This is a genomic window from Candidatus Pelagibacter sp. HIMB1709, assembly GCF_052047635.1.
GTDB lineage: Bacteria > Pseudomonadota > Alphaproteobacteria > Pelagibacterales > Pelagibacteraceae > Pelagibacter.
The window spans coordinates 277,236-298,184 of sequence record NZ_JBNAJW010000001.1; the positions used below are offsets into that span (position 1 = coordinate 277,236).

The following is a 20,949-nucleotide window of genomic DNA, read 5'->3' on the forward strand; positions in this document are numbered from 1 at the left end:
ATTATTTTCTCGCTAAATTAATGTTATGCATATTTATTAAATCTGAAACTGAAACCTCTATTGTATTAATCAGAGGATCTGGATAAAAACCAAAAAATAAGGTTGGAATAGCTAAACAAGATAAGATTAAATATTCTGATTTATTTAAATCTAACATTTGCTTTAGATCTTCATTGACTAATTTTCCAAAAACAACTCTTTTATATAACCAAAGCATATAAGCAGCTCCTAAAATTACTCCTATGCTTGCTAACACAGCTACTAAAAAATTATCCTTAAAGGCACCCATTAAAATTAAAAATTCACCGATAAAACCACTTGTTCCAGGTAACCCTAAAGCAGCTAATGTAAATAACATAAATAAAATCGAATACTTTGGTATTATAGCAACTATACCACCATAAGAATTTATCATCCTTGAATGCATACGGTCATAAACAACACCAACACATAAAAATAGAGCTGCAGAAACTAATCCATGACTAATCATCTGAATTATACTTCCTTCTATACCTTGCTGTTGGAGAGTAAAAATACCTAAAGTTACAAAACCCATATGTGCAACAGATGAATATGCAATTAGCTTTTTCATGTCTTCCTGCATTAAAGCGATAAAAGAAGTAAAAATTATTGCTATAACACTTAAAGTATAAATAAGAGGTGTGAATACTTCAGAGGCCACAGGAAATAACCCTAGTGAAAATCTAATAAAACCATATCCTGCCATTTTTAACAAGATAGCAGCTAACAAAACAGAACCGGCTGTAGGAGCTTCAACATGGGCATCTGGCAACCAAGTGTGAACAGGCCACATAGGTGTTTTTACTGCAAAAGAACTAAAGAAAGCTAACCACAATAAATTTTGGTATTTAGCGTCAATTCCAATTTCATAAAGTTTAACTACATCTGTTGTGCCTGATATCCAGTATATTGAAATGATCGCAACCAGCATTAAGACCGATCCAAGTAAAGTATAAAGGAAAAATTTAAATGCAGAATAAACACGTTTTGGACCACCCCAAATACCAATAATTAAAAACATTGGAATTAATCCAGCCTCAAAAAATAAATAAAAAACAACTAAATCAAGTGCACAAAACACACCAATCATGAAACTTTCCATGATTAAAATTGCAATTAAAAAATCTCTTAATCTATTTTTTACTGAATTGTTAACTGAAATAATACAAAGTGGAGTTATGAAGGTTGTTAAGATTACAAATAATATAGAAATTCCATCGACACCAACTTTATAATTAATAAATCCTTCAATCCATGTTCTGTCTTCAACAAATTGAAAATCAGATATGCTTTGGTCAAAAGATATCCATAAATAAATAGAAATTAAAAAATTAACTATACTTGTAAATAAAGCTACATATTTAGCAGTTAAATTATTTCCATCTTTATCTTTTGTAAAAAAAAGAAAAAGAGCTCCTATAGTTGGTAACAAGATTAAAGATGATAAAATTGGAAAGCTCATTATTTAACTATCAAGAAGGTTAATAAAGCAGAAAAACCTAACAACATTACAAAAGCATATTGATAGATAAAACCACTTTGAAATTTATTTGCTTTAATAGAACATTTTTTTATAAAAGAAGAAATTCCATCAGGACCAAATCCATCTATTATAGTTCCATCACAAACTTTCCATAAAAATGTCCCTAGTTTTTTCGATGATTTAATAAAAATAACCTCATATAACTCATCAAAGTACCATTTATTGACAAGGAAATTGTATAAAGGTTTATTCATTGAAGCTATTTCATTTGGCAACTCTTTGTTCTTAACAAATAAGTAATAAGCAATAGGTATTGATAGGATAACTAAACTAGGTGTTAAAAGTAAAAACCATGTTGGCGGATGATCTGTGCTAAGAGGTTCTAAAAATTTGATTGATTCTGACCAAAAGTAATTTTCACCACCATGTCCAATGAACAAATCTTTAAATAACATGCCTGCAAAAATTGCACCAATAGAAAGCACAAATAACGGAACAAGCATTACCAAAGGTGACTCGTGTGTTTCCTCAATTTTAATCTCTTTATTATTATATTCGCCATGAAATGTTTTGAATATTAGTCTCCACGAATAAACTGACGTTAAAAATGCAGTAACTATTCCAATACCAGCTGCATAATAACCTGTTGTATTTCCTTTCAAATATGCAAATTCAATAATTGCATCTTTTGAATAAAAGCCTGATAAGAAAGGAAAACCTGTTAAAGCAAGAGTTCCTATAATCATTAAAGCATAAGTGTAAGGTAATTTTCTCCATACACCTCCCATGTTATTAATATTTTGCTCATCTTTAAAAGCATGAATTACTGACCCTGATCCTAAAAATAATAAAGCTTTAAAAAATGCATGCGTAAATAAATGAAACATAGCTACATTGTAAGCGCCTACACCAGCTGCAAAAAACATATAACCAAGTTGGCTACATGTTGAGTAAGCAATTATTTTTTTAATATCTGTTTGAACCAAAGCTACCGTTGCAGCAAAAAAAGCTGTTGTCATTCCAACTACAGTAATCAAGTTTAAAATTACTGGAGAAAATTCATATATAGGTGAACATCTAACAACTAAAAATACGCCTGCAGTAACCATTGTTGCAGCATGAATTAAAGCAGAAACTGGCGTTGGTCCCTCCATCGCATCAGGTAACCATGTATGAAGTAGGATTTGAGCTGATTTACCCATAGCTCCGATAAATAACAATAAGCAAACCAAATCTATCGCTTTAACCTCAAAACCTAAGAAGGATAAATCTTTATCTACAACTGTTGGAATTTGTTGGAAAACTTCATCATAATTTACAGTTCCAAATAAATAAAAAACCAAAAAAATACCTAACGCAAAACCAAAGTCACCTACTCTATTAACTACAAATGCTTTGATTGCAGCTGCATTGGCACTTTCTTTTTTAAACCAAAAACCAATTAGGAAGTAAGAACAAAGACCAACTCCCTCCCAACCAAAAAATAGTTGAATAAAATTATCTGATGTTACAAGCATTAACATTGCAAATGTAAATAATGATAGGTAAGCCATAAATCTTGGTTTATGTGGATCGTGAGACATGTATCCGATAGAATAAATATGGACTAATGCTGATACAGAAGTAACTACAACCAACATCACAGCTGATAGAGGATCAATTAACATTGACCAATTAACATCAAGTGAACCTGAATTAATCCAAGTTGCTATAACAATATTTTCCTCATATTGATTAACAATTACCTGATACAATACAACTATTGATAAAATTGCAGATATAGAAACTAATACACTAGTTACTATTTCAGAATTTCTATCACCAATGTAACGTCCAAAAAAGCCTGAAATAATTGATGCTATTAATGGAAGAAATAAAATTGAAAGTTCCATTATTATCCTTTCAACTCATCAATTTCTTCAACTCTGATAGTTCCAGAGTTTCTGTAGTAAACAACGATTATAGCTAAACCAATCGCAGCTTCTGCAGCTGCTACAGTTAAAATAAATAAGGTAAATACTTGACCAGCTAAATCTCCAAGAAAAATTGAAAAAGCAACTAAGTTGATATTTACAGCTAATAAAATCAATTCAATACTCATTAATATAACAATAATATTTTTTCTATTAAGAAAAATTCCAATAACTCCAATTGAAAAAATCACAGCACCTAAAGTTAAATAGTGTCCTAAACCTATCTCAGTCATCTATTTTAACTCCTTTGTTAGAAGCAACTTCTACAACACTTACTCCTTCTGCTCTTTCACGAGAAATTTGTTTTAAATAACTTTGTCTTTTGACGTTTGACCTTTGTCTAAAAGTCAGAACGATTGCTCCAACCATCGCAACTAACAAAATCATACCGCTAATTTGAAATACATGTATGTAATCAGTGTATAATACTTGACCTAGTGAGTGTGTGTTACTTAAGTCTGAAACTTTTAATGAATTGTTAACATCAAAAATCTCTGGTTTATACTTCCATCCACCAATTACAATAATTAATTCAAAGAAAATGATTGTGCTAATAATTAGTCCAACAGGAATATGTTTTGAGCTAGCAGCAGACGCAAACCATTGATTTTTTTGTTGAGCAACATTTAGCATCATTACAACAAAAAGAAATAAAACTGCTACTGCTCCAACGTAAACAATTAACATTATCATACCCAAAAACTCGGCACCAATCATAATAAATAGACAAGAAATACTGATAAAATCTAATATTAAAAAGAAAACTGAATGGACAGTATTTTTTGATACTGTAACCATTATTGCAGACACAACCGCAATTATAGAAAAAGTGTAGAAGAAAATAGCGTGAGCAATCATTTATCTATGTGAACTATCCGCTTTAATATTAGCGTCTAGAATATTCTCCCATCTGTCACCGTTATCTAATAATTTCTCTTTTGTGTAATATAATTCTTCTCTTGTCTCTGTCGAAAATTCAAAATTTGGACCTTGGACTATAGCATCAACAGGACAAGCTTCTTCACATAGACCACAATAAATGCATTTCATCATATCAATGTCATAACGAGTAGTTTTTCTACTGCCATCTTCTCTTTGAGCAGATTCAATTGTAATTGCTTGGGCTGGACATACAGCTTCACAAAGTTTACATGCAATACATCTTTCTTCTCCATTTGGATATCTTCTTAAAGCGTGCTCACCTCTAAATCTTGGGCTAATTTTTCCTTTTTCAAAAGGATAATTGATTGTTTTTTTTGGTTTAAACAATTCTTTTATTGCAATGAACAAACCGCCTACAAAATCAACCATGAAAATAGTTTTAAAAAATCTGGATAAATTCATAATTAGTTTGTTGGTAAAAGGTTAAAGTAAAATAAATAACTTGCAGTTAAAACAACCCAAGTTAATGACAAAGGAAGAAATACTTTCCAACCTAATCTCATTAATTGGTCATATCTATATCTTGGTACAATTGCTTTTACTAAAGCAAATAAGAAAAATAAAAGTAAAATTTTTAAAATTAACCAAATTGCACCTGGAACTAAAGTAAATGGATAAATATCTATTGGAGATAACCAACCACCTAAGAATAATATAGCTCCCATAGCACACATCAATAAGATGTTTGCATACTCACCTAACCAAAACATTGCATACATCATTCCTGAATATTCTGTTTGGTATCCTGCTACTAATTCGGCTTCTGCTTCAGGTAAATCAAAAGGTGGCCTATTAGTTTCAGCTAAAGCAGAGATAAAAAATATTACAAACATTGGAAATAACGGAATTACAAACCACAGATTTTGTTGAGCAATTACAATGTCATTTAAATTCAATGAACCTACACATAACAATACATTGATAATAATAACTCCAATAGAAACTTCATATGATACCATTTGAGCTGCAGATCTAATTGCACCTAAGAAAGGATATTTAGAGTTTGAAGCCCATCCTCCCATAATTATTCCATAAACACCTAGTGATGAAACAGCAAATAGATAAAGTATACCGACATTAATATCAGCTAAGACCTGTGTTGCACTAAATGGTATAACAGCCCAAGCTATCAAGGCTAATGTCATAGTAACGATAGGTGCTAATATGAAGATTACTTTGTTTGAGCTTGATGGGATGATTATTTCTTTAAAAATATATTTCAACGCATCAGCTAAAGATTGAAGTAATCCAAATGGTCCAACTACATTAGGTCCTTGTCTTTTTTGGACAAAAGCCCAAACTCGTCTATCTAGCCACACAATCATAGCTACAGAAACCAATACTGGAACTAACAAAAATAAAATTTTGTATACCTCTTGAAAGACTATATTTAAATATTCCATCTTAACCTTCTGTGCCTGTTGATTTTAAATTCATTTTTGCATTATTGCACTCGATCATTGTTTTTGATGATTTAGCAACAACATTAGAAAAATAATAATCTTTAATTTCAATTTTTAAATTTTCATTATTAAAATCAGAATTCGATTTGTTATTATTTTGTTCAGTTTGTTTTTCACTTTGCAATTTTAAATAATTTAACATGCTGCTATCTAGCTCTTCTTTATCGTTAAACAATTTTCTATTGTTCATTAATTCAGCAAGTTCATTTATTATCTGCCAATCTTCTTTTGCATCTCCAGGTGGATAAGAAGCCTTAAATGCTTTTTGAATTTTTCCCTCTAAATTTGTATAATAACCGTCTTGTTCTGTATAAGCTGAGCCAGGTAAAATTATATCTGCACACTCTGCCCCTTTGTCACCATGGCTCCCTTGATAAATAACAAATTCATTTTTTTTAACAAAATTTAAATTATCTTGACCTATTAAAAACACTATTTCAAATTTATTTGATTTTAAATCTTCTATTAAATTTGTTTTATTATTTAAAACCCCTAAATCAAAATTTCCTACAGTTGCTGCATCACATGATAAAACATTCAAAGGATTCCACTCTTCTGAGAACTTATTTTTTTTATTCAAAAAATCTTTTAAATTATCAAATAAATATTGTGCATTTTCTAATCTTAATAAAGACTCACCAATAATTATCATTGGTTTTTTTGCACTTTCTATTTCTTTTGAAAGTTTATGTGTGTCATCTATAATTTCTTTTATTGTTTTAGTTTGTCCATCTAAGCTTTCATAAGGATAAGTTAGATCTCCACAATCATTTAATGATACAATTCTCGTACTATTATTTAGATAAGATTTTCTAATTCTTGCATTTAAAATTGTGGCTTCATACCTAGGATTGGTGCCTAACAATAAAATTAAATCAGCATCTTCAATTCCGTTAATTGAGGAATTAAACAAATAATTTTCTCTTTTTGAAATATTAATATATCTATTATCTGATCTTGATTCATAATTATCAGTTTCAAGTGTTCGGTCAAAAAATTCTTTAAAAATGTACGCAGTTTCCATGTTTGTTAAATCTCCAACAAAACCAGATACTTTTTCTTTTGATGTATTTTCTAATTTAGATTTTATTATTTTATAAACTTCTTGCCACGAAGCTTTCTCAAATTTACCATTGTATTTAATATACGGGGTATCTAATCTTTGATGAAGTAAGCCATCACACGCATATCTAGTTTTATCTGAAATCCATTCTTCGTTAATATCTTCATTAATTATTGGAAGAACTCTTTTTACTTCCCAATCGTATGTATCAACTCTAATGTTTGAACCTATTGCATCCATGACATCAATTGTTTCAGTCTTTTTTAACTCCCATGGTCTCGCTTCAAAAACATAAGGTTTTGATGTCAAAGCTCCAACAGGACATAAATCAACTACATTGGCAGATAATTCTGATTGCATTGATTGTTCAAGATATGTTGTAATTTGCATATCCTCACCTCTACCTATTGCACCAAGTTCTGGAACACCTGCAACTTCAGTAGCAAATCGCACACATCTTGTACAATGTATGCATCTTGTCATTTGAGTTTTGATTAATGGGCCCATATTTTTTTCTGGAACTGCTCTTTTATTTTCTTTAAATCTTGATTTATCTACCCCATAAAACATTGATTGATCTTGAAGATCACACTCACCACCTTGGTCACATACAGGACAATCTAAAGGGTGATTTGCTAGTAAAAATTCCATTACACCTTTTCTAGCTTTTTCAACTAAACTTGTATTTGTTTTAATGTTCATCCCCTCAGCTGCAGGCATTGCGCATGATGCGATTGGTTTCGGTGATTTCTCCATTTCCACCAAACACATTCTACAATTTCCAGCTATAGATAATTTTTCATGATAACAAAATCTAGGTATCTCAACTCCTGCTTTTTCACAGGCTTGAAGAACTGTTAGTCCTTCTTCAACTTCTATATCAATGTCATTTACTTTTAATTTAAGCATTTTTTTTATCTAATAAATGTTGATCAACTAAATAAGGTATATTGTTTTTTTTCTGAACAATTGGATCCAAATTGTTTCTTTCTTGAATTTCTTTTTTAAAATGTCTTAACAAACCTTGAACTGGCCATGAGGAACCTTCTCCAAATGCGCATATTGTATGACCAGCGATTTGGGTTGTTACATCTCCTAACATATCTACTTCATCTTTAGTTGCATCGCCTTTTGCCATACGCTCAAGCATTCGCCACATCCATCCAGAACCTTCTCTGCAAGGTGTACATTGTCCACAACTTTCATGTTTGTAAAATCTAGCAATTCTCGCCATACATTTAATAATGTCTTGATCTTTGTTGATAACCACTATCCCTGCTGTCCCTAATCCACTTTTTTCTTCGACACACGCATCAAAATCCATTTTTAATGTTTCGCATCTATCTTTTGGAATTAGAGGCATAGAAGATCCACCTGGTATTACAGCTTGTAAATTATCCCATCCACCAATCACTCCACCAGCGTGAACTTCAATTAATTCTTTTAAAGGAATACTCATTTCCTCTTCTACATTACACGGATTATTAACATTTCCAGAAATACAGAATATTTTAGTACCTGTATTTTTTTCTCTTCCTAAAGAAGCAAACCATTTCGCTCCTCTTCTTAGAATAGTTGGCACCACAGCAATCGTTTCAACATTATTAATTATAGTTGGACATCCATATAAACCAATCAAAGCTGGGAAAGGTGGTTTTAATCTTGGTTGACCTTTTTTACCCTCTAAACTTTCAAGTAATGCTGTTTCTTCACCACAAATATATGCTCCTGCTCCATAGTGGATATAAATATCTAAATCCCACCCAGTTCCAGCTGCATTTTTTCCTAATAATTTTTTCTTATAAGCCTCATCAATTGCAGCTTGGAGTTTTTGACCATCAACAAAATATTCTCCTCTAATATATATATAGCAGACGTGTGCTTGAACTGCGTATGATGCTATTAGACAACCCTCTATTAATTTATGAGGTTCAAATCTTAAAATATCTCTATCTTTACAAGTGCCTGGTTCAGACTCATCACCATTGATAACCAAATAATGTGGTCTTGATCCAACTTCTTTTGGTGCAAATGACCACTTTAAACCTGTAGGAAATCCTGCACCACCTCGACCTCTAAGCTGAGATTCTTTAATTTCATTAATAATCCAATCTCTTCCTTTTTCAATAATTTCTTTAGTGTTTACCCAATCACCTCTTGATTGTGATGCTGCTACATCAGAGCCTTTATCATTATATAAATTTTGAAAAATTCTATCTTGATCTTTAAGCATTTTTTAAATCCGTTAGTGTTTTTCTATTGTTCTCTGGCTCATTATTAACTCTTCCTCTGTATGAACCTGGTTTTGGAGTTTCTCCATTTAAAATTTTATCCAAAATCTCAGATGTTTTTTCTTTATCAAGATCTTCGTAATAATCATCATTTATTTGCATCATAGGAGCGGTCACACATGCGCCAAGACACTCAACCTCCATCCATGAACAACTCTTATCGGTTGATAATTCACATTCATTTTCAGAAATTTTTTCCTTACAAGCTTCAACCAATTTATTTGCACCTCTAATCATACATGGTGTTGTAGTGCATACTTGTACAAAATATTTCCCAACAGGTGATAGATTGTACATTGTGTAGAAAGTAGCTACCTCATAAACTTTTATATAAGGCATGTCTAAAAACTTAGCGATATACTTCATTGCAGCTAATGGTATCCAATTATTATTTTGTCTTTGAGCAATATAAAGTAAGGCCATCACAGCACTTTGTTGTTTTCCTTTTGGATATTTTGCAACAATATTATTTGCTGCCTCTAAAGAGGAAGCATTAAATTCAAAACTTTCTGGTTGATCTTTTGCTGGTTTTCTTAAACTCATCTATCCACCTCACCAAAAACAATATCTAATGAACCTAGAACAGCTGGTACATCTGCTAACATGTGTCCTTTAATTAAATAATCCATTGATTGCAAATGTGAAAATCCTGGTGCTCTAATCTTACATTTGTATGGTTTGCTCGAACCATCAGAAATTAAATAAACTCCAAATTCTCCCTTTGGTGCCTCAACAGCTGTATAAATTTCGTCCTTAGGTACTCTATAACCCTCTGTAAATAATTTAAAATGATGAATTAACGCTTCCATTGATTGTTTAATATCTTTTTTTGATGGTGGACTAATTTTACCATCTAATGATTTAATTGGACCTTTTTCCATTTTAGATAAACACTGTTTAATAATAGAAACACTCTCTTTCATTTCTTCAATTCTGCATAAATATCTATCGTAGCAATCACCATTTTTTCCAACTGGTATTTTAAAATCTAAATCCTCATAACAATCATAAGGTTGAGACTTTCTTAAATCCCAAGGTACTCCTGATCCTCTAATCATAACTCCTGAAAACGAATAATCTAAAGCATCTTCTTTACTTACAATTCCAATATCAACATTTCTTTGTTTGAAAATTCTATTGTCTGTTAAAAGACTTTCCAAATCATTAATCACTTTTGGAAATGTATCGCAAAAGTTTGAGATATCTTCCTCTAAACCTTTTGGTAAATCTTGGTGAACACCTCCTGCTCTAAAGTAGTTGGCGTGTAATCTTGATCCAGAAGCTCTTTCGTAAAATGTCATTAATGTTTCTCGTTCTTCAAAACCCCAAAGTGATGGAGTTAAAGCGCCAACATCAAGTGCTTGAGTTGTTACGTTAAGAATATGACTTAATATTCGTCCTATTTCACAAAAAATAACCCTTATATACTGAGCTCTGATCGGCACATCTATTTTAAGAATTTTTTCTACAGCAAGAGCAAAGGCATGTTCTTGATTCATTGGAGCTACGTAATCCAAACGGTCAAAATAAGGAACAGCCTGCATATATGTTTTGTTTTCAATTAATTTTTCAGTGCCTCTGTGAAGCAAACCTATATGTGGGTCTGCTTTTTCAACAACCTCACCGTCTAATTCTAATATTAATCTTAATACACCGTGAGCTGCTGGATGTTGAGGACCAAAATTTAGATTTAAATTTTTAATTTTTTTTGTCATTATTTTCAATTTCTTCTTTAATGTATTTTGTTCCTTCCCAAGGACTCTCGTAATCAAAATTTCTATAATTTTGCTCTAGTTTAACTGGTTCGCTAATAACTTTTTTTTGATCTTCGCTATATCTAACTTCAGAATGACCAGTTAAAGGAAAATCTTTTCTTAAAGGATGTCCTTCGAATCCATAATCTGTAAGTATTCTTCTTAAATCGGGATGATCTTTGAAATTTACACCATACATGTCAAAAACTTCTCTTTCCATCCAATTTGCTGCAGGAAAAACACTTGTTAAAGAAGGTATAACTTCATTTTCAGAAATGGAGTATTTTAGAACTAGTCTTTGATTAAATTCATGACTTAAAAATAAGTAAACTACTTGAAATCTTTGATTATTTTCAGGATAATCCACAACAGTAATATCTATTAACTGCCGAAATTTTGTATCAAGATTAGTTTTTAAGAATAAAATTACATCTAAAAAATCATCTTTATCTGTTTCTAGATAAATTTGATTATGTTTTATTTCTGAATTATTAATTTTCGTGGTTAATTCAGAATTAATTTTTTTTTCTAGATCCTCTAAACTATTCATGACTATCTTATAAAAGATCCTTTTTTTCTAATTTTTTTTTGTAATTGCAAAATTCCATATAATAATGCCTCCGCAGAAGGAGGGCATCCTGGAACATAAACGTCAACTGGAACTATACGATCACACCCTCTAACAACTGAATATGAATAATGATAATAACCTCCACCATTAGCACAGCTACCCATAGAAATTACATATCTAGGTTCTGGCATTTGATCATAGACCTTTCTTAATGCTGGTGCCATTTTGTTGGTCAATGTTCCGGCAACAATCATCACATCTGATTGTCTAGGTGATCCACGAGGAGCAGCTCCAAATCTTTCTAAGTCATATCTAGGCATTGCTGTTTGCATCATTTCAACTGCACAGCATGCAAGACCAAAAGTCATCCAATGCAAAGAGCCAGATCTGGACCAATTAATTAAATTATCCAACGATGTCGTTATAAAACCATTTTTACTAAAATCTTTAGCAAGTTGTTTAAACTCTTCAGGAACTTGTTCTATTTTATCGTTCATTAAATTAATTTTATTCCCAATCTAGAGCACCTTTTTTCCATTCATAAATAAAACCAACTGTTAGTATGAATAGAAAAATCATCATTGATGAAAAACCTAATAGACCAATGTTTCCTAATGATATTGCCCATGGAAATAAAAAGGCAATTTCAAGATCAAATATAATAAATAGAATTGCAACTAAGTAAAATCTTACATCAAATTCCATTCTAGAGTCTTGAAATGGTTCGAAACCACATTCATACGCAGACAACTTTTCTGGATCAGGTTTTTTTGGAGAAAGTAAAAAATTCAACACTACAAAAGCAACACTCAAACCAAGAGCAATAACTAAAAATAGAATAATCGGTAGGTAATCTTTTAAAAATTCAGATAACATGAAAATCTATATATCAGTTTTTATCTGATGTTGAAGGGAAGATAAGTCACATTTTATTAATATTAACAGACAGTTTATTGGGAAAAAGTGGCGGGAGTGAAGGGACTCGAACCCTCGACCTATCGCGTGACAGGCGATCGCTCTAACCAACTGAGCTACACCCCCACTTAATTTGTTTGGTGGGCAGTAAAGGACTCGAACCTTTGACCCCCTCGGTGTAAACGAGATGCTCTACCAACTGAGCTAACCGCCCCAAACCAAAATACAGCGTTTTTTATAACTTTTAATAGAATTCCGCAAGAATTATTACCTTTAAAAAATGGCTAAAAATTAAATTTTTACGACTCAACTGTGCATACAGTGTGCAAAGATTTTTTAGAGATTAGCAACTATACACGGATGACGCAGCTAAATTGCAAAGTGTAGAAAACTTTTTTATTTTTTCTAATTGCATATTACTTTTTTGACGGAAGTGAAATCAGCCGTGTTTGCTATGTAGCTGTGTATTAAATAAATTAGATATTAATATATTTAAATTTATTGGTTCTATATTGTTGATATTGGTTATTTAAATTAGTTTTTAGGTTTAAAAAAATTACATCTAACAAAAGAACTGATAATTAATTATCTAAGTGTAAAATTCTTACCTGAAAAAGGTCATTAAAATATTCATATGCTTTTTCTTTATCTTTCATTTTGAATATTTTTTCCTCTCTTACATTTTCTGTATATACATAATCTATATCAGGATCTCCCAGCAATTTTACATGAATAACGTATGAATCTTTTGAATGTTTGTATTTTTCTAAATCAGGATCTGAAGCATGATAATCAAGCTCTTTAGAATTATTGTACTCCATTTTTACACCTGTTGTTGAATAACCATCTGGAAGTGAAATACTATACTCAACTGTTAAATGATTATTAATTGATCGTCTTACTTTTATATTGTCGTTGTCTATGTGTTTATTTAGAAATTTTTCTAATTTAATTAAATCTTTTTCTATACCTAATTCTTTTTGAATCTTTTTTTCTTCAGCATAATATTTACTCCAAAGCTTTGCTGTTTTTTCTTTTTTACTATTTGATTTATTTTTATTTTCTGAAATATTTTTCTCTAGTTTATCAAATATATCATTCATTTAGAATTTTTGTTTAATCTTTGGTTTTTTCATTGATTTAAGCTTCTTTTACATTGTTGCGAGGATTGAATTGTGAGAGCAACCTCACCTGTTAAAGTTTTATAAAAACAAATTTTATTACTTCCAGAAATTATCTCTCTGTTATAAATACCACCTGTCATATTAACTCCACTCTCATTTAATTTTAAAGCATTATTGTTATTTGTAGTTAAAGAATTTGAGTTTGCTGAATTTGTTAGTAAATTTAAACCAATTAAAAGGTTAATTATATTTCTGGCTCCTTGACCTTGTTGATTTCCTAAAACATTTCCTGATTTTACTAAAATGTTATCTTTAAAAACTTGTACATCACCATAACCTAAAGTGTCAGGTTTCCAACAATTGTAAACTTTATAACCATCTTCCTCTCCAAGAAATTCAGGCCATTTTTTTTTATTGAATATATGCCATTTCTTACAGCTCTTTTCATAAGTTTTAAAATCGATACCAATTTGTTGAAATTTATACGCTGCAAATGAGGTGCCACTGAACAATAAACTAAGAACCATGATCGATAGAAGTTTTTTCATTTTAATATTTATCAACCTACAACATGAATAATCTGATTTAGAAACTTAGTATTCTCAACAATATTGACTATACATTTTGCTAAATCTGCTCGCGATAGTGTTTTAGCAAAATGAATGGTTTTGGGTTTTAGAATTTTATATTCTCCAGTTGGTGTTTTATCGTTTAAAGCATATGGACGAACTAAAATACTGGGTACGATTGATTGTTCTCTAACTTGTTTATCAGCGGCTTCGTAATCATTGAAGGATTTTTTTCCACCAATCATTGATAGCATGACTTTTATTAACCACGATGAACCTCCACATCCTATTGAAGATATAAATATGCACTTAGGAATTTTGTTTCTTTTACCTGCTACTTTTAAAATATTAGCATGTGATTTTTGCATTATAGTTGTGTATTGATTATTTGCCTTCACATTTCCAAGCAAGCTCACTACACAATCAACATCAATTATCAATTTTTCAACATCTTTTAAATTAGTAGAATCTCCAACAAAAATTGAAACATCACTGTTGTTTATGTTTTCAAAGCTTGATTTGCTTCTTACCAAAAGTCTTAGAGAAAATCCTTTTTCTAATGATTGTTTGACAAAATGGGATCCTACTTTTCCAGTAGCTCCTAGTACAGCTATTTTAAGATTTTTACCCATGATCCAAGATTACCAAATCCTGAACAGAGAGTCTTTAGCAAAAAAATGTAACGAGATTCTAGGCTTTTATTACTCAACTGTGCACACAGTGTGCAAATGTCTTGAGCATTTTAAAAAAAATGTTGGGATGAAATGATTAGTTTTATATGAAATTATTTGTGTAAACGAGATGCTCTACCAACTGAGCTAACCGCCCCAAAACAGAGCTACTTATTACATCAACACTTAAATAAAGTAAATTAATTATTATTGAATACTAGCCTGAGATTTATCGTCTTTTTTAGCTAAATCTACCTCAACCCATTCTGTAGGTTTAAGTTCTTTAGTTAAAGCAATTTTAATTACTTGGTCAGCATATTCAACGGGCGTAATTTTAATATCATCTATAATTTTTTTAGGCATATCCACTAAATCTTTTTCGTTTTCTTTTGGAATCAAAACTTCTTTAATTCCAGCTCTATGAGCTGCTAATAATTTTTCTTTAAGACCACCTATTGGTAATACTTGTCCAGTTAACGTTACCTCACCGGTCATAGCAACATCTCTTCTTACAGGTATATTTGTAATCGATGAAACAATTGAAGTAACCATTCCTATTCCAGCAGATGGGCCATCTTTAGGTGTTGCTCCTTCTGGTACATGAATGTGAAAATCTTTTTTCTCAAATAGAGGTGGAATAATCCCGTACTCTAAACATTTTGATCTAACAAAAGATTTTGCAGCTTTTACAGATTCTTGCATTACATCACCTAGCTTACCTGTAATTTGCATTCTTCCTTTTCCTGGCATAGTTACTGTTTCAATTTTTAAAATTTCACCACCATATTCAGTCCAAGCAAGTCCAGTTACAATACCCACTCTATTTTCAGATTCTAATTCTCCAAACTTAAATTTAGCTACACCAAGAAAATCAGATAAGTTTTTATTATTAATTTGAACTTCTTTTTCCTCACCCGCTACAATTTTCTTAACAACTTTTCTAGCAAGTTTAGAAATTTCTCTTTCTAAGTTTCGAACTCCTGACTCTTTTGTATAACCTCTAATTACTTCTTTTATAATGTCGTCTTCCAATTTCATTTCTTTTTCTTTAACACCATTATCTTTGATTTGTTTTGGAAGTAGATATTTGTTAGCTATACTAATTTTTTCATCCTCAGTATAACCAGCTAATCTAATTACTTCCATTCTGTCCAATAATGGAGGCAATATATTTAAAGTATTTGCCGTTGTTACAAACATTACATCAGATAAATCATAATCAACTTCTAAATAGTGATCGTTAAAAGTTGTATTTTGTTCTGGGTCTAGCGCTTCTAATAATGCTGAGGACGGATCACCTCTATAATCATTTCCAATTTTATCTATCTCATCTAATAAAATTAGAGGATTTTTTGTTCCAGCTTTTTTCATCATTTGAATTATTTTACCTGGTAATGATCCGATATAAGTTCTTCTATGACCTCTTATTTCTGCTTCGTCTCTCATCCCACCTACGGACATTCTAACAAATTCTCTGTTAGTTGCTTTTGCGATAGATTTACCCAAAGATGTTTTACCAACACCGGGGGGACCAACTAAACATAATATTGGGCCTTTAATTTTTTCCATTCTTTTTTGAACAGCTAAAAATTCTATTATTCTTTCTTTAACTTTCTCTAGTCCAAAATGATCTTTATCAAGAATATTTAATGCCTTCGTTAAATCGATATCAACTTCACTTTTCTTGTGCCAAGGTAGTTCCGTCATCCAATCGAGGTAGTTTCTAACCACAGTAGCTTCAGCTGACATTGGGCTCATGTTCTTCAATTTTTTAAGCTCTTGTAGACATTTCTTTTCAACTTCTTTTGGCATTTTTGCTTTTGTGATAGCTTTATTTAGACTTGTAGTTTCGTCTTTGCCGTCTTCAATCTCACCAAGTTCTTTCTGAATAGCTTTAAGCTGTTCGTTTAAATAGTATTCTCTCTGAGTTTTCTCCATTTGAGTTTTAACTCGTCCTCGGATTCTTTTTTCTACACCAATTATACTTGTTTCATTCTCCATAATTTTAATTATGGCGTTTAATCTCTTTTTAACATCAACTGTTTCAAAAATTTGTTGTTTTTCTGAAATTGTAGCTGTGATATGTGAAGCAATATTATCAGCTATTTGAGAAGGATCTTTTAACTGCTTAATTGTATTTATTGTTTCGTTCGAAATTTTCTTGTTTATTGAAGTTAATTTCTCTAATCTTCTTAAAGCAGTAGCAGCTAAAGGAAATAAATCCTCATCTTTTGGTAAGATGTCATTGAAATATGTATAGTCACACGTAATAAATTTCTCATTATCTTTAAAGTCTAAAATTTTAACTCTTTTAATTCCTTCTACTAAAACTTTTACAGTTCCATCTGGTAATTTTAATAATTGTAGGATACTTCCCTCACAACCATACATAAATACGTCTGTTTTTTTAGGATCATCAATCTCTGAGTTTTTTTGTGTTACAAGAATGATCTTCTTATCTTTTTTCATCACCTCATTTAGTGCAGAAATAGATTTATCTCTTCCTACAAACAGGGGTATTACCATGCTTGGGAAGACTACAATGTCTCTTAAAGGTAATAACGGCAATGATATTTTAACGTCCATGAGATTAATATGGATATTATATATTATATTGCAATAGGTTTTTGTTACTTATTAAGGGTATTAAGCCGCTGATGTTTTGCCAGACTTAGATTTATTTTCGCCTTTAGAATGAACTAAAATTGGTTGTGATTGACCTTTTGCGGCTCCTGCATCAACAATTACTTCTTCAATGTTGTCTTGACTTGGGAGATCATACATAGTTTTTAATAAAATATTTTCTAAAATTGATCTCAATCCTCTTGCTCCTGTCTTTTTACTAATTGCTTTTTGCGCTATTTCTTTGAGAGCATTTTCTTTAAATGTTAATTTCGCTCCATCCAACTTAAATAATTCTTGATATTGTTTAGTTAAAGAATTTTTAGGTTCTTGTAAAATTTTTATCAATGATTTTTCATCTAAATCTTCTAGAGTTGCTATCATTGGTAATCTTCCAATAAACTCTGGTATCAATCCAAATTTTAATAAATCCTCAGGTTCTAGTCCCTTCATCCACTCTCCTGTTTTTTTATCCTGAGTATTTTTTACATCCGCTCCAAAACCAATTGAAGTACCTTTGTCTCTTTGAGAAATAATCTTGTCTAATCCAGCAAATGCACCACCACAAATAAAAAGAATATTTGTTGTGTCTACTTGTAAAAATTCTTGCTGAGGATGTTTTCTGCCTCCTTGAGGTGGAACACTTGCAACAGTTCCTTCCATTATCTTTAATAAAGCTTGCTGAACTCCTTCTCCAGATACATCTCTTGTAATGGATGGGTTCTCAGATTTTCTACTAATCTTATCAACTTCGTCGATATACACTATTCCACGTTGTGCTTTTTCAACATTATAATCTGAAGCTTGAAGTAATTTTAAAATAATATTTTCAACATCTTCACCAACATATCCTGCTTCAGTCAATGTTGTTGCATCTGCCATTGTAAATGGAACATCTAAAATTCTAGCTAGAGTTTGTGCTAATAAAGTTTTACCACAACCAGTAGGACCAACTAATAAAATGTTGGATTTAGATAATTCTACATTCTTACTAGTTTTGTTTTCATAATTTAGTCTTTTGTAATGATTGTGTACAGCTACCGACAGAACTTTCTTAGCATGTGATTGACCAATTACATAATCATCTAGTACTGTACAAATTTCTTTTGGTGAAGGAAGACCGTCTTGGTGTTTAACAAAAGTATCTTTGCTTTCCTCTTTTATGATATCCATACAAAGCTCAACACATTCATCACAAATAAATACAGTTGGACCTGCAATTAATTTTCTAACCTCGTGTTGGCTCTTTCCACAAAAAGAACAGTAAAGAATATTTTTATTATTTGTACTCATAATTTTTTAAACGAATCAATTCTATTACTTTATTATAGAAGACTCATACTAATCAAGTTTGGATTAATAAGTTTTCAATATATTGTGTATTATGATCTTTTTTCTACTACTTCGTCAATAAGACCAAATGATTTTGCGACATCAGCGGTCATGAAATTATCTCTCTCTAAAGCAGATTTTATTTCATCAACATTTTTGCCAGTATGTTTTGAATAAATTTCATTTAATCTTTTCTTTAATGACAAGACTTCATTAGCATGAATTTCTATATCTGTAGCTTGTCCTTGAAAACCTGCTGAAGGTTGGTGAACCATTATTCTTGAGTTGGGCAAAGAAAACCTCTTACCTTTAGATCCTGCAGCCAACAAAAATGATCCCATTGATGCAGCTTGTCCAATACATAAAGTTGAAATATCGGGTTTTACATATTGCATGGTATCGTAAATCCCTAGACCAGCTGTAACAAGTCCACCAGGACTATTGATATATAAATAAATTTCTTTTTTAGGATCTTCAGCCTCTAAAAATAATAACTGGGCTGTTACTAAAGATGCAATATTGTCATTAATCTGACCTGTTAAAAAAATAATTCTTTCCTTTAGAAGTCTTGAATAGATATCATAAGCTCTCTCACCTTTGCTTGATTGCTCTACAACCATCGGCACTAGATTGCTCATATGTTCTGATAATTTTGTTGTCATAAGTTGATTCTTTCTACTTATACAACTTGTGATTACTTTTTGCTAACTTTTTTTGTTTTTTTTAGCGGCTGGTTTTGCTTTTGATGTTTTTGTAGAAGGTTTATTTTTCTCTGAAGTTTTTGCTGTAGGTTTCTTTTTTGTTTCTTTCTTAGTTTCATTATCATGTGAATGATCATGGTCATGATCGTGATCGTGATCATGTTTATGAGCTTCTTTTAAGATTTTTTCCGCCTCATCTTTTGAAATTTCTTTTTTATTTGGTTTACCTTTTTCTTTTATAAGATTTAAAATTTTCTCCTCATAAACTGTCCCTCTTAGACTAGCTAAAGCAGATGGATTTTTTTGATAAAAATCCATAACCATTTTTTCTTGTCCTGGCATCATTCTCAATTGTTTTTGAACTTCAGCTTGAATTTCTTGTTCACTAACTTTGATTTGATTTTTTTCACCAAATTCATTTAAGATTAACCCAGTTTTAATTCTTGTTTTTGCTTTTTCTTCAAAAGATTTTTTATTTTTTTTAGCCTCATCTTCAGACATTCCTTGTGAAAGAATTTTAACTTCTTCTTCAATTAAGTTTTCTGGAACTTCTTCAACTTTAATTTTTTCAATTTCTTTTAAAATTTGATTTTTTGAAAGCTGATCTAGGGAATTTTTATACTCATCATTTATTTGTTTTGAAATTAGAGCTTTTAAATCTTTTAGATCTTTTGCACCTAAATTTTTAGCAAAATCATCATCAATTTTTACTTCTTGAGATTGCTTAACAGATAAAATTTTACAATTGAATTTAGCCTTTTTATTTACCAGTTCTTTTTCAGGGTAATTTTCTGGTAATGTTGCTTCTACAACTTTTTCATCGTCCTTTTTGACTCCAATTAATTGTTTATCAAAACCTTTTAAAAATAAATCTTTACCTAAGGTTAATTGTGTATTTTTACCTTCACTACCTTTAAATTCTTTACCATCAATCGTTGCTTTATAATCTAATGCAACAAGATCACCTTCTTTTGCTTTTGTGTCAGCAGCACCTTCTTTAAAATTAGGCTGGTTTTTTGCTATTTCTTTAATTCTTTTATCCGTTTCGCTATCATCTATTTTAACAGCGTATTCATCAAATTTAATGTTTTCTAATGATTTAATCTCTACTTTAGGTAATTCTGTAACTGACAATACATATTCGAGTTCTTTATCTTCACCATACGTTTTTAGATCTAATTTTGGTTGACCAGCAGGTTTAATTTTATTTTCTTCTAGAGCTTTGGTTGAAGTTTCTTTTAATACTTTATCTAATACTTCACCAAATAAAGCTTTTCCAAATTGTCTTTTTAAAACTTCTTTTGGTACTTTTCCTGGTCGGAAACCTTTTAAATTTACTGTTCCTTTAATCTCTTCATATTTTTCATCCATATAAGAGTTCATAGTCTCTTTATCGATGAAAATTTTAAGATCTTTATTTAACCCTTTTTTATTTTCTACTGTAACTTTCATAA

At 30.9% G+C, this 20,949-nt stretch carries 20 protein-coding genes and 2 tRNA genes; all 22 read right to left on the minus strand.

The features are described 5' to 3' along the window. Nucleotide 1: 1 nt before the first annotated feature. Entirely contained in the window at nt 2-1,483 is a 1,482-nt protein-coding gene (locus ACTTAR_RS01575) for an NADH-quinone oxidoreductase subunit M (RefSeq protein WP_440697510.1), read from the minus strand. Next, nucleotides 1,483-3,396 (minus strand): NADH-quinone oxidoreductase subunit L, encoded by a 1,914-nt coding sequence (gene nuoL, locus ACTTAR_RS01580; protein WP_440697511.1) that lies wholly within the window; start codon nt 3,394-3,396, stop codon nt 1,483-1,485. Before nuoL ends, ACTTAR_RS01575 begins: the two co-directional genes overlap by 1 nt. A 2-nt stretch (nt 3,397-3,398) precedes the next feature. Continuing rightward, complete coding sequence (gene nuoK / locus ACTTAR_RS01585) at nt 3,399-3,710, minus strand: NADH-quinone oxidoreductase subunit NuoK (RefSeq protein ID WP_075506644.1); 312 nt, start codon at nt 3,708-3,710, stop codon at nt 3,399-3,401. After that, nucleotides 3,703-4,335, minus strand: a complete 633-nt coding sequence (locus tag ACTTAR_RS01590; protein WP_440697512.1) for an NADH-quinone oxidoreductase subunit J — start codon at nt 4,333-4,335, stop codon at nt 3,703-3,705. The genes nuoK and ACTTAR_RS01590 overlap by 8 nt, the downstream gene beginning before the upstream one ends. After that, nucleotides 4,336-4,821, minus strand: a complete 486-nt coding sequence (nuoI, locus tag ACTTAR_RS01595) for an NADH-quinone oxidoreductase subunit NuoI (RefSeq protein ID WP_075506642.1) — start codon at nt 4,819-4,821, stop codon at nt 4,336-4,338. A 2-nt stretch (nt 4,822-4,823) separates the two neighbouring features. Next, on the minus strand, nt 4,824-5,822 hold the full coding sequence (gene nuoH, locus ACTTAR_RS01600; RefSeq protein WP_262589304.1) for an NADH-quinone oxidoreductase subunit NuoH: 999 nt from the start codon (nt 5,820-5,822) through the stop codon (nt 4,824-4,826). A 1-nt stretch (nt 5,823) separates the two neighbouring features. Further along, nucleotides 5,824-7,854: an NADH-quinone oxidoreductase subunit NuoG gene (gene nuoG / locus ACTTAR_RS01605; protein WP_440697513.1), complete on the minus strand. Its 2,031-nt coding sequence runs from the start codon at nt 7,852-7,854 to the stop codon at nt 5,824-5,826. Then, nucleotides 7,847-9,178, minus strand: coding sequence for an NADH-quinone oxidoreductase subunit NuoF (gene nuoF / locus ACTTAR_RS01610; RefSeq protein ID WP_440697514.1), 1,332 nt, complete (start codon nt 9,176-9,178; stop codon nt 7,847-7,849). The genes nuoG and nuoF overlap by 8 nt, the downstream gene beginning before the upstream one ends. After that, nucleotides 9,171-9,779 carry an NADH-quinone oxidoreductase subunit NuoE gene (nuoE, locus tag ACTTAR_RS01615; RefSeq protein ID WP_440697515.1) on the minus strand — a complete coding sequence of 203 codons (609 nt, stop codon included), beginning with the start codon at nt 9,777-9,779 and terminating at the stop codon, nt 9,171-9,173. The genes nuoF and nuoE overlap by 8 nt, the downstream gene beginning before the upstream one ends. Continuing rightward, nucleotides 9,776-10,951, minus strand: a complete 1,176-nt coding sequence (locus tag ACTTAR_RS01620; RefSeq protein ID WP_218836792.1) for an NADH-quinone oxidoreductase subunit D — start codon at nt 10,949-10,951, stop codon at nt 9,776-9,778. The genes nuoE and ACTTAR_RS01620 overlap by 4 nt, the downstream gene beginning before the upstream one ends. Next, entirely contained in the window at nt 10,935-11,540 is a 606-nt protein-coding gene (locus ACTTAR_RS01625; protein ID WP_075506636.1) for an NADH-quinone oxidoreductase subunit C, read from the minus strand. The genes ACTTAR_RS01620 and ACTTAR_RS01625 overlap by 17 nt, the downstream gene beginning before the upstream one ends. Before the next feature lie 2 nt (nt 11,541-11,542). Next, nucleotides 11,543-12,058 (minus strand): NuoB/complex I 20 kDa subunit family protein, encoded by a 516-nt coding sequence (locus ACTTAR_RS01630; RefSeq protein ID WP_425321967.1) that lies wholly within the window; start codon nt 12,056-12,058, stop codon nt 11,543-11,545. 10 nt (nt 12,059-12,068) lie between these two features. After that, nucleotides 12,069-12,437 (minus strand): NADH-quinone oxidoreductase subunit A, encoded by a 369-nt coding sequence (locus tag ACTTAR_RS01635; RefSeq protein WP_075506634.1) that lies wholly within the window; start codon nt 12,435-12,437, stop codon nt 12,069-12,071. An 88-nt stretch (nt 12,438-12,525) separates the two neighbouring features. Further along, a tRNA-Asp gene (locus tag ACTTAR_RS01640) sits at nt 12,526-12,602 on the minus strand. 12 nt (nt 12,603-12,614) lie between these two features. Further along, nucleotides 12,615-12,690 (minus strand) — tRNA-Val (locus tag ACTTAR_RS01645). Nucleotides 12,691-13,057: 367 nt separating this feature from the next. After that, nucleotides 13,058-13,579, minus strand: coding sequence for a hypothetical protein (locus tag ACTTAR_RS01650; protein ID WP_440697516.1), 522 nt, complete (start codon nt 13,577-13,579; stop codon nt 13,058-13,060). A gap of 29 nt (nt 13,580-13,608) precedes the next feature. After that, a complete protein-coding gene (locus ACTTAR_RS01655; protein WP_440697517.1) occupies nt 13,609-14,148 on the minus strand; it encodes a hypothetical protein in 540 nt (179 codons plus the stop codon). An 11-nt stretch (nt 14,149-14,159) separates the two neighbouring features. Then, the gene (locus tag ACTTAR_RS01660) at nt 14,160-14,801 is read right to left on the minus strand and encodes an NAD(P)-dependent oxidoreductase (RefSeq protein ID WP_440697518.1); all 642 of its coding nucleotides are present in this window, start codon (nt 14,799-14,801) and stop codon (nt 14,160-14,162) included. 246 nt (nt 14,802-15,047) lie between these two features. Continuing rightward, entirely contained in the window at nt 15,048-17,426 is a 2,379-nt protein-coding gene (gene lon, locus ACTTAR_RS01665; protein ID WP_075506633.1) for an endopeptidase La, read from the minus strand. Between the two features lie 60 nt (nt 17,427-17,486). Then, entirely contained in the window at nt 17,487-18,755 is a 1,269-nt protein-coding gene (clpX, locus tag ACTTAR_RS01670; RefSeq protein ID WP_428080214.1) for an ATP-dependent Clp protease ATP-binding subunit ClpX, read from the minus strand. A gap of 89 nt (nt 18,756-18,844) precedes the next feature. Further along, nucleotides 18,845-19,456, minus strand: a complete 612-nt coding sequence (clpP, locus tag ACTTAR_RS01675) for an ATP-dependent Clp endopeptidase proteolytic subunit ClpP (RefSeq protein WP_440680783.1) — start codon at nt 19,454-19,456, stop codon at nt 18,845-18,847. Between the two features lie 42 nt (nt 19,457-19,498). Continuing rightward, nucleotides 19,499-20,947, minus strand: a complete 1,449-nt coding sequence (gene tig / locus ACTTAR_RS01680) for a trigger factor (RefSeq protein ID WP_440680782.1) — start codon at nt 20,945-20,947, stop codon at nt 19,499-19,501. Between the last annotated feature and the right edge of the window lie 2 nt (nt 20,948-20,949).

Excerpts from the sequence above, each read along its gene's own strand:
- ACTTAR_RS01575 (WP_440697510.1), bottom strand. The coding sequence starts at position 1,483 with ATGAGCTTTCCAATTTTATCATCTTTAATCTTGTTACCAACTATAGGA.
- nuoL (WP_440697511.1), bottom strand. The coding sequence starts at position 3,396 with ATGGAACTTTCAATTTTATTTCTTCCATTAATAGCATCAATTATTTCA.
- nuoK (WP_075506644.1), bottom strand. The coding sequence starts at position 3,710 with ATGACTGAGATAGGTTTAGGACACTATTTAACTTTAGGTGCTGTGATT.
- ACTTAR_RS01590 (WP_440697512.1), bottom strand. The coding sequence starts at position 4,335 with ATGATTGCTCACGCTATTTTCTTCTACACTTTTTCTATAATTGCGGTT.
- nuoI (WP_075506642.1), bottom strand. The coding sequence starts at position 4,821 with ATGAATTTATCCAGATTTTTTAAAACTATTTTCATGGTTGATTTTGTA.
- nuoH (WP_262589304.1), bottom strand. The coding sequence starts at position 5,822 with ATGGAATATTTAAATATAGTCTTTCAAGAGGTATACAAAATTTTATTT.
- nuoG (WP_440697513.1), bottom strand. The coding sequence starts at position 7,854 with ATGCTTAAATTAAAAGTAAATGACATTGATATAGAAGTTGAAGAAGGA.
- nuoF (WP_440697514.1), bottom strand. The coding sequence starts at position 9,178 with ATGCTTAAAGATCAAGATAGAATTTTTCAAAATTTATATAATGATAAA.
- nuoE (WP_440697515.1), bottom strand. The coding sequence starts at position 9,779 with ATGAGTTTAAGAAAACCAGCAAAAGATCAACCAGAAAGTTTTGAATTT.
- ACTTAR_RS01620 (WP_218836792.1), bottom strand. The coding sequence starts at position 10,951 with ATGACAAAAAAAATTAAAAATTTAAATCTAAATTTTGGTCCTCAACAT.
- ACTTAR_RS01625 (WP_075506636.1), bottom strand. The coding sequence starts at position 11,540 with ATGAATAGTTTAGAGGATCTAGAAAAAAAAATTAATTCTGAATTAACC.
- ACTTAR_RS01630 (WP_425321967.1), bottom strand. The coding sequence starts at position 12,058 with ATGAACGATAAAATAGAACAAGTTCCTGAAGAGTTTAAACAACTTGCT.
- ACTTAR_RS01635 (WP_075506634.1), bottom strand. The coding sequence starts at position 12,437 with ATGTTATCTGAATTTTTAAAAGATTACCTACCGATTATTCTATTTTTA.
- ACTTAR_RS01650 (WP_440697516.1), bottom strand. The coding sequence starts at position 13,579 with ATGAATGATATATTTGATAAACTAGAGAAAAATATTTCAGAAAATAAA.
- ACTTAR_RS01655 (WP_440697517.1), bottom strand. The coding sequence starts at position 14,148 with ATGAAAAAACTTCTATCGATCATGGTTCTTAGTTTATTGTTCAGTGGC.
- ACTTAR_RS01660 (WP_440697518.1), bottom strand. The coding sequence starts at position 14,801 with ATGGGTAAAAATCTTAAAATAGCTGTACTAGGAGCTACTGGAAAAGTA.
- lon (WP_075506633.1), bottom strand. The coding sequence starts at position 17,426 with ATGGACGTTAAAATATCATTGCCGTTATTACCTTTAAGAGACATTGTA.
- clpX (WP_428080214.1), bottom strand. The coding sequence starts at position 18,755 with ATGAGTACAAATAATAAAAATATTCTTTACTGTTCTTTTTGTGGAAAG.
- clpP (WP_440680783.1), bottom strand. The coding sequence starts at position 19,456 with ATGACAACAAAATTATCAGAACATATGAGCAATCTAGTGCCGATGGTT.
- tig (WP_440680782.1), bottom strand. The coding sequence starts at position 20,947 with ATGAAAGTTACAGTAGAAAATAAAAAAGGGTTAAATAAAGATCTTAAA.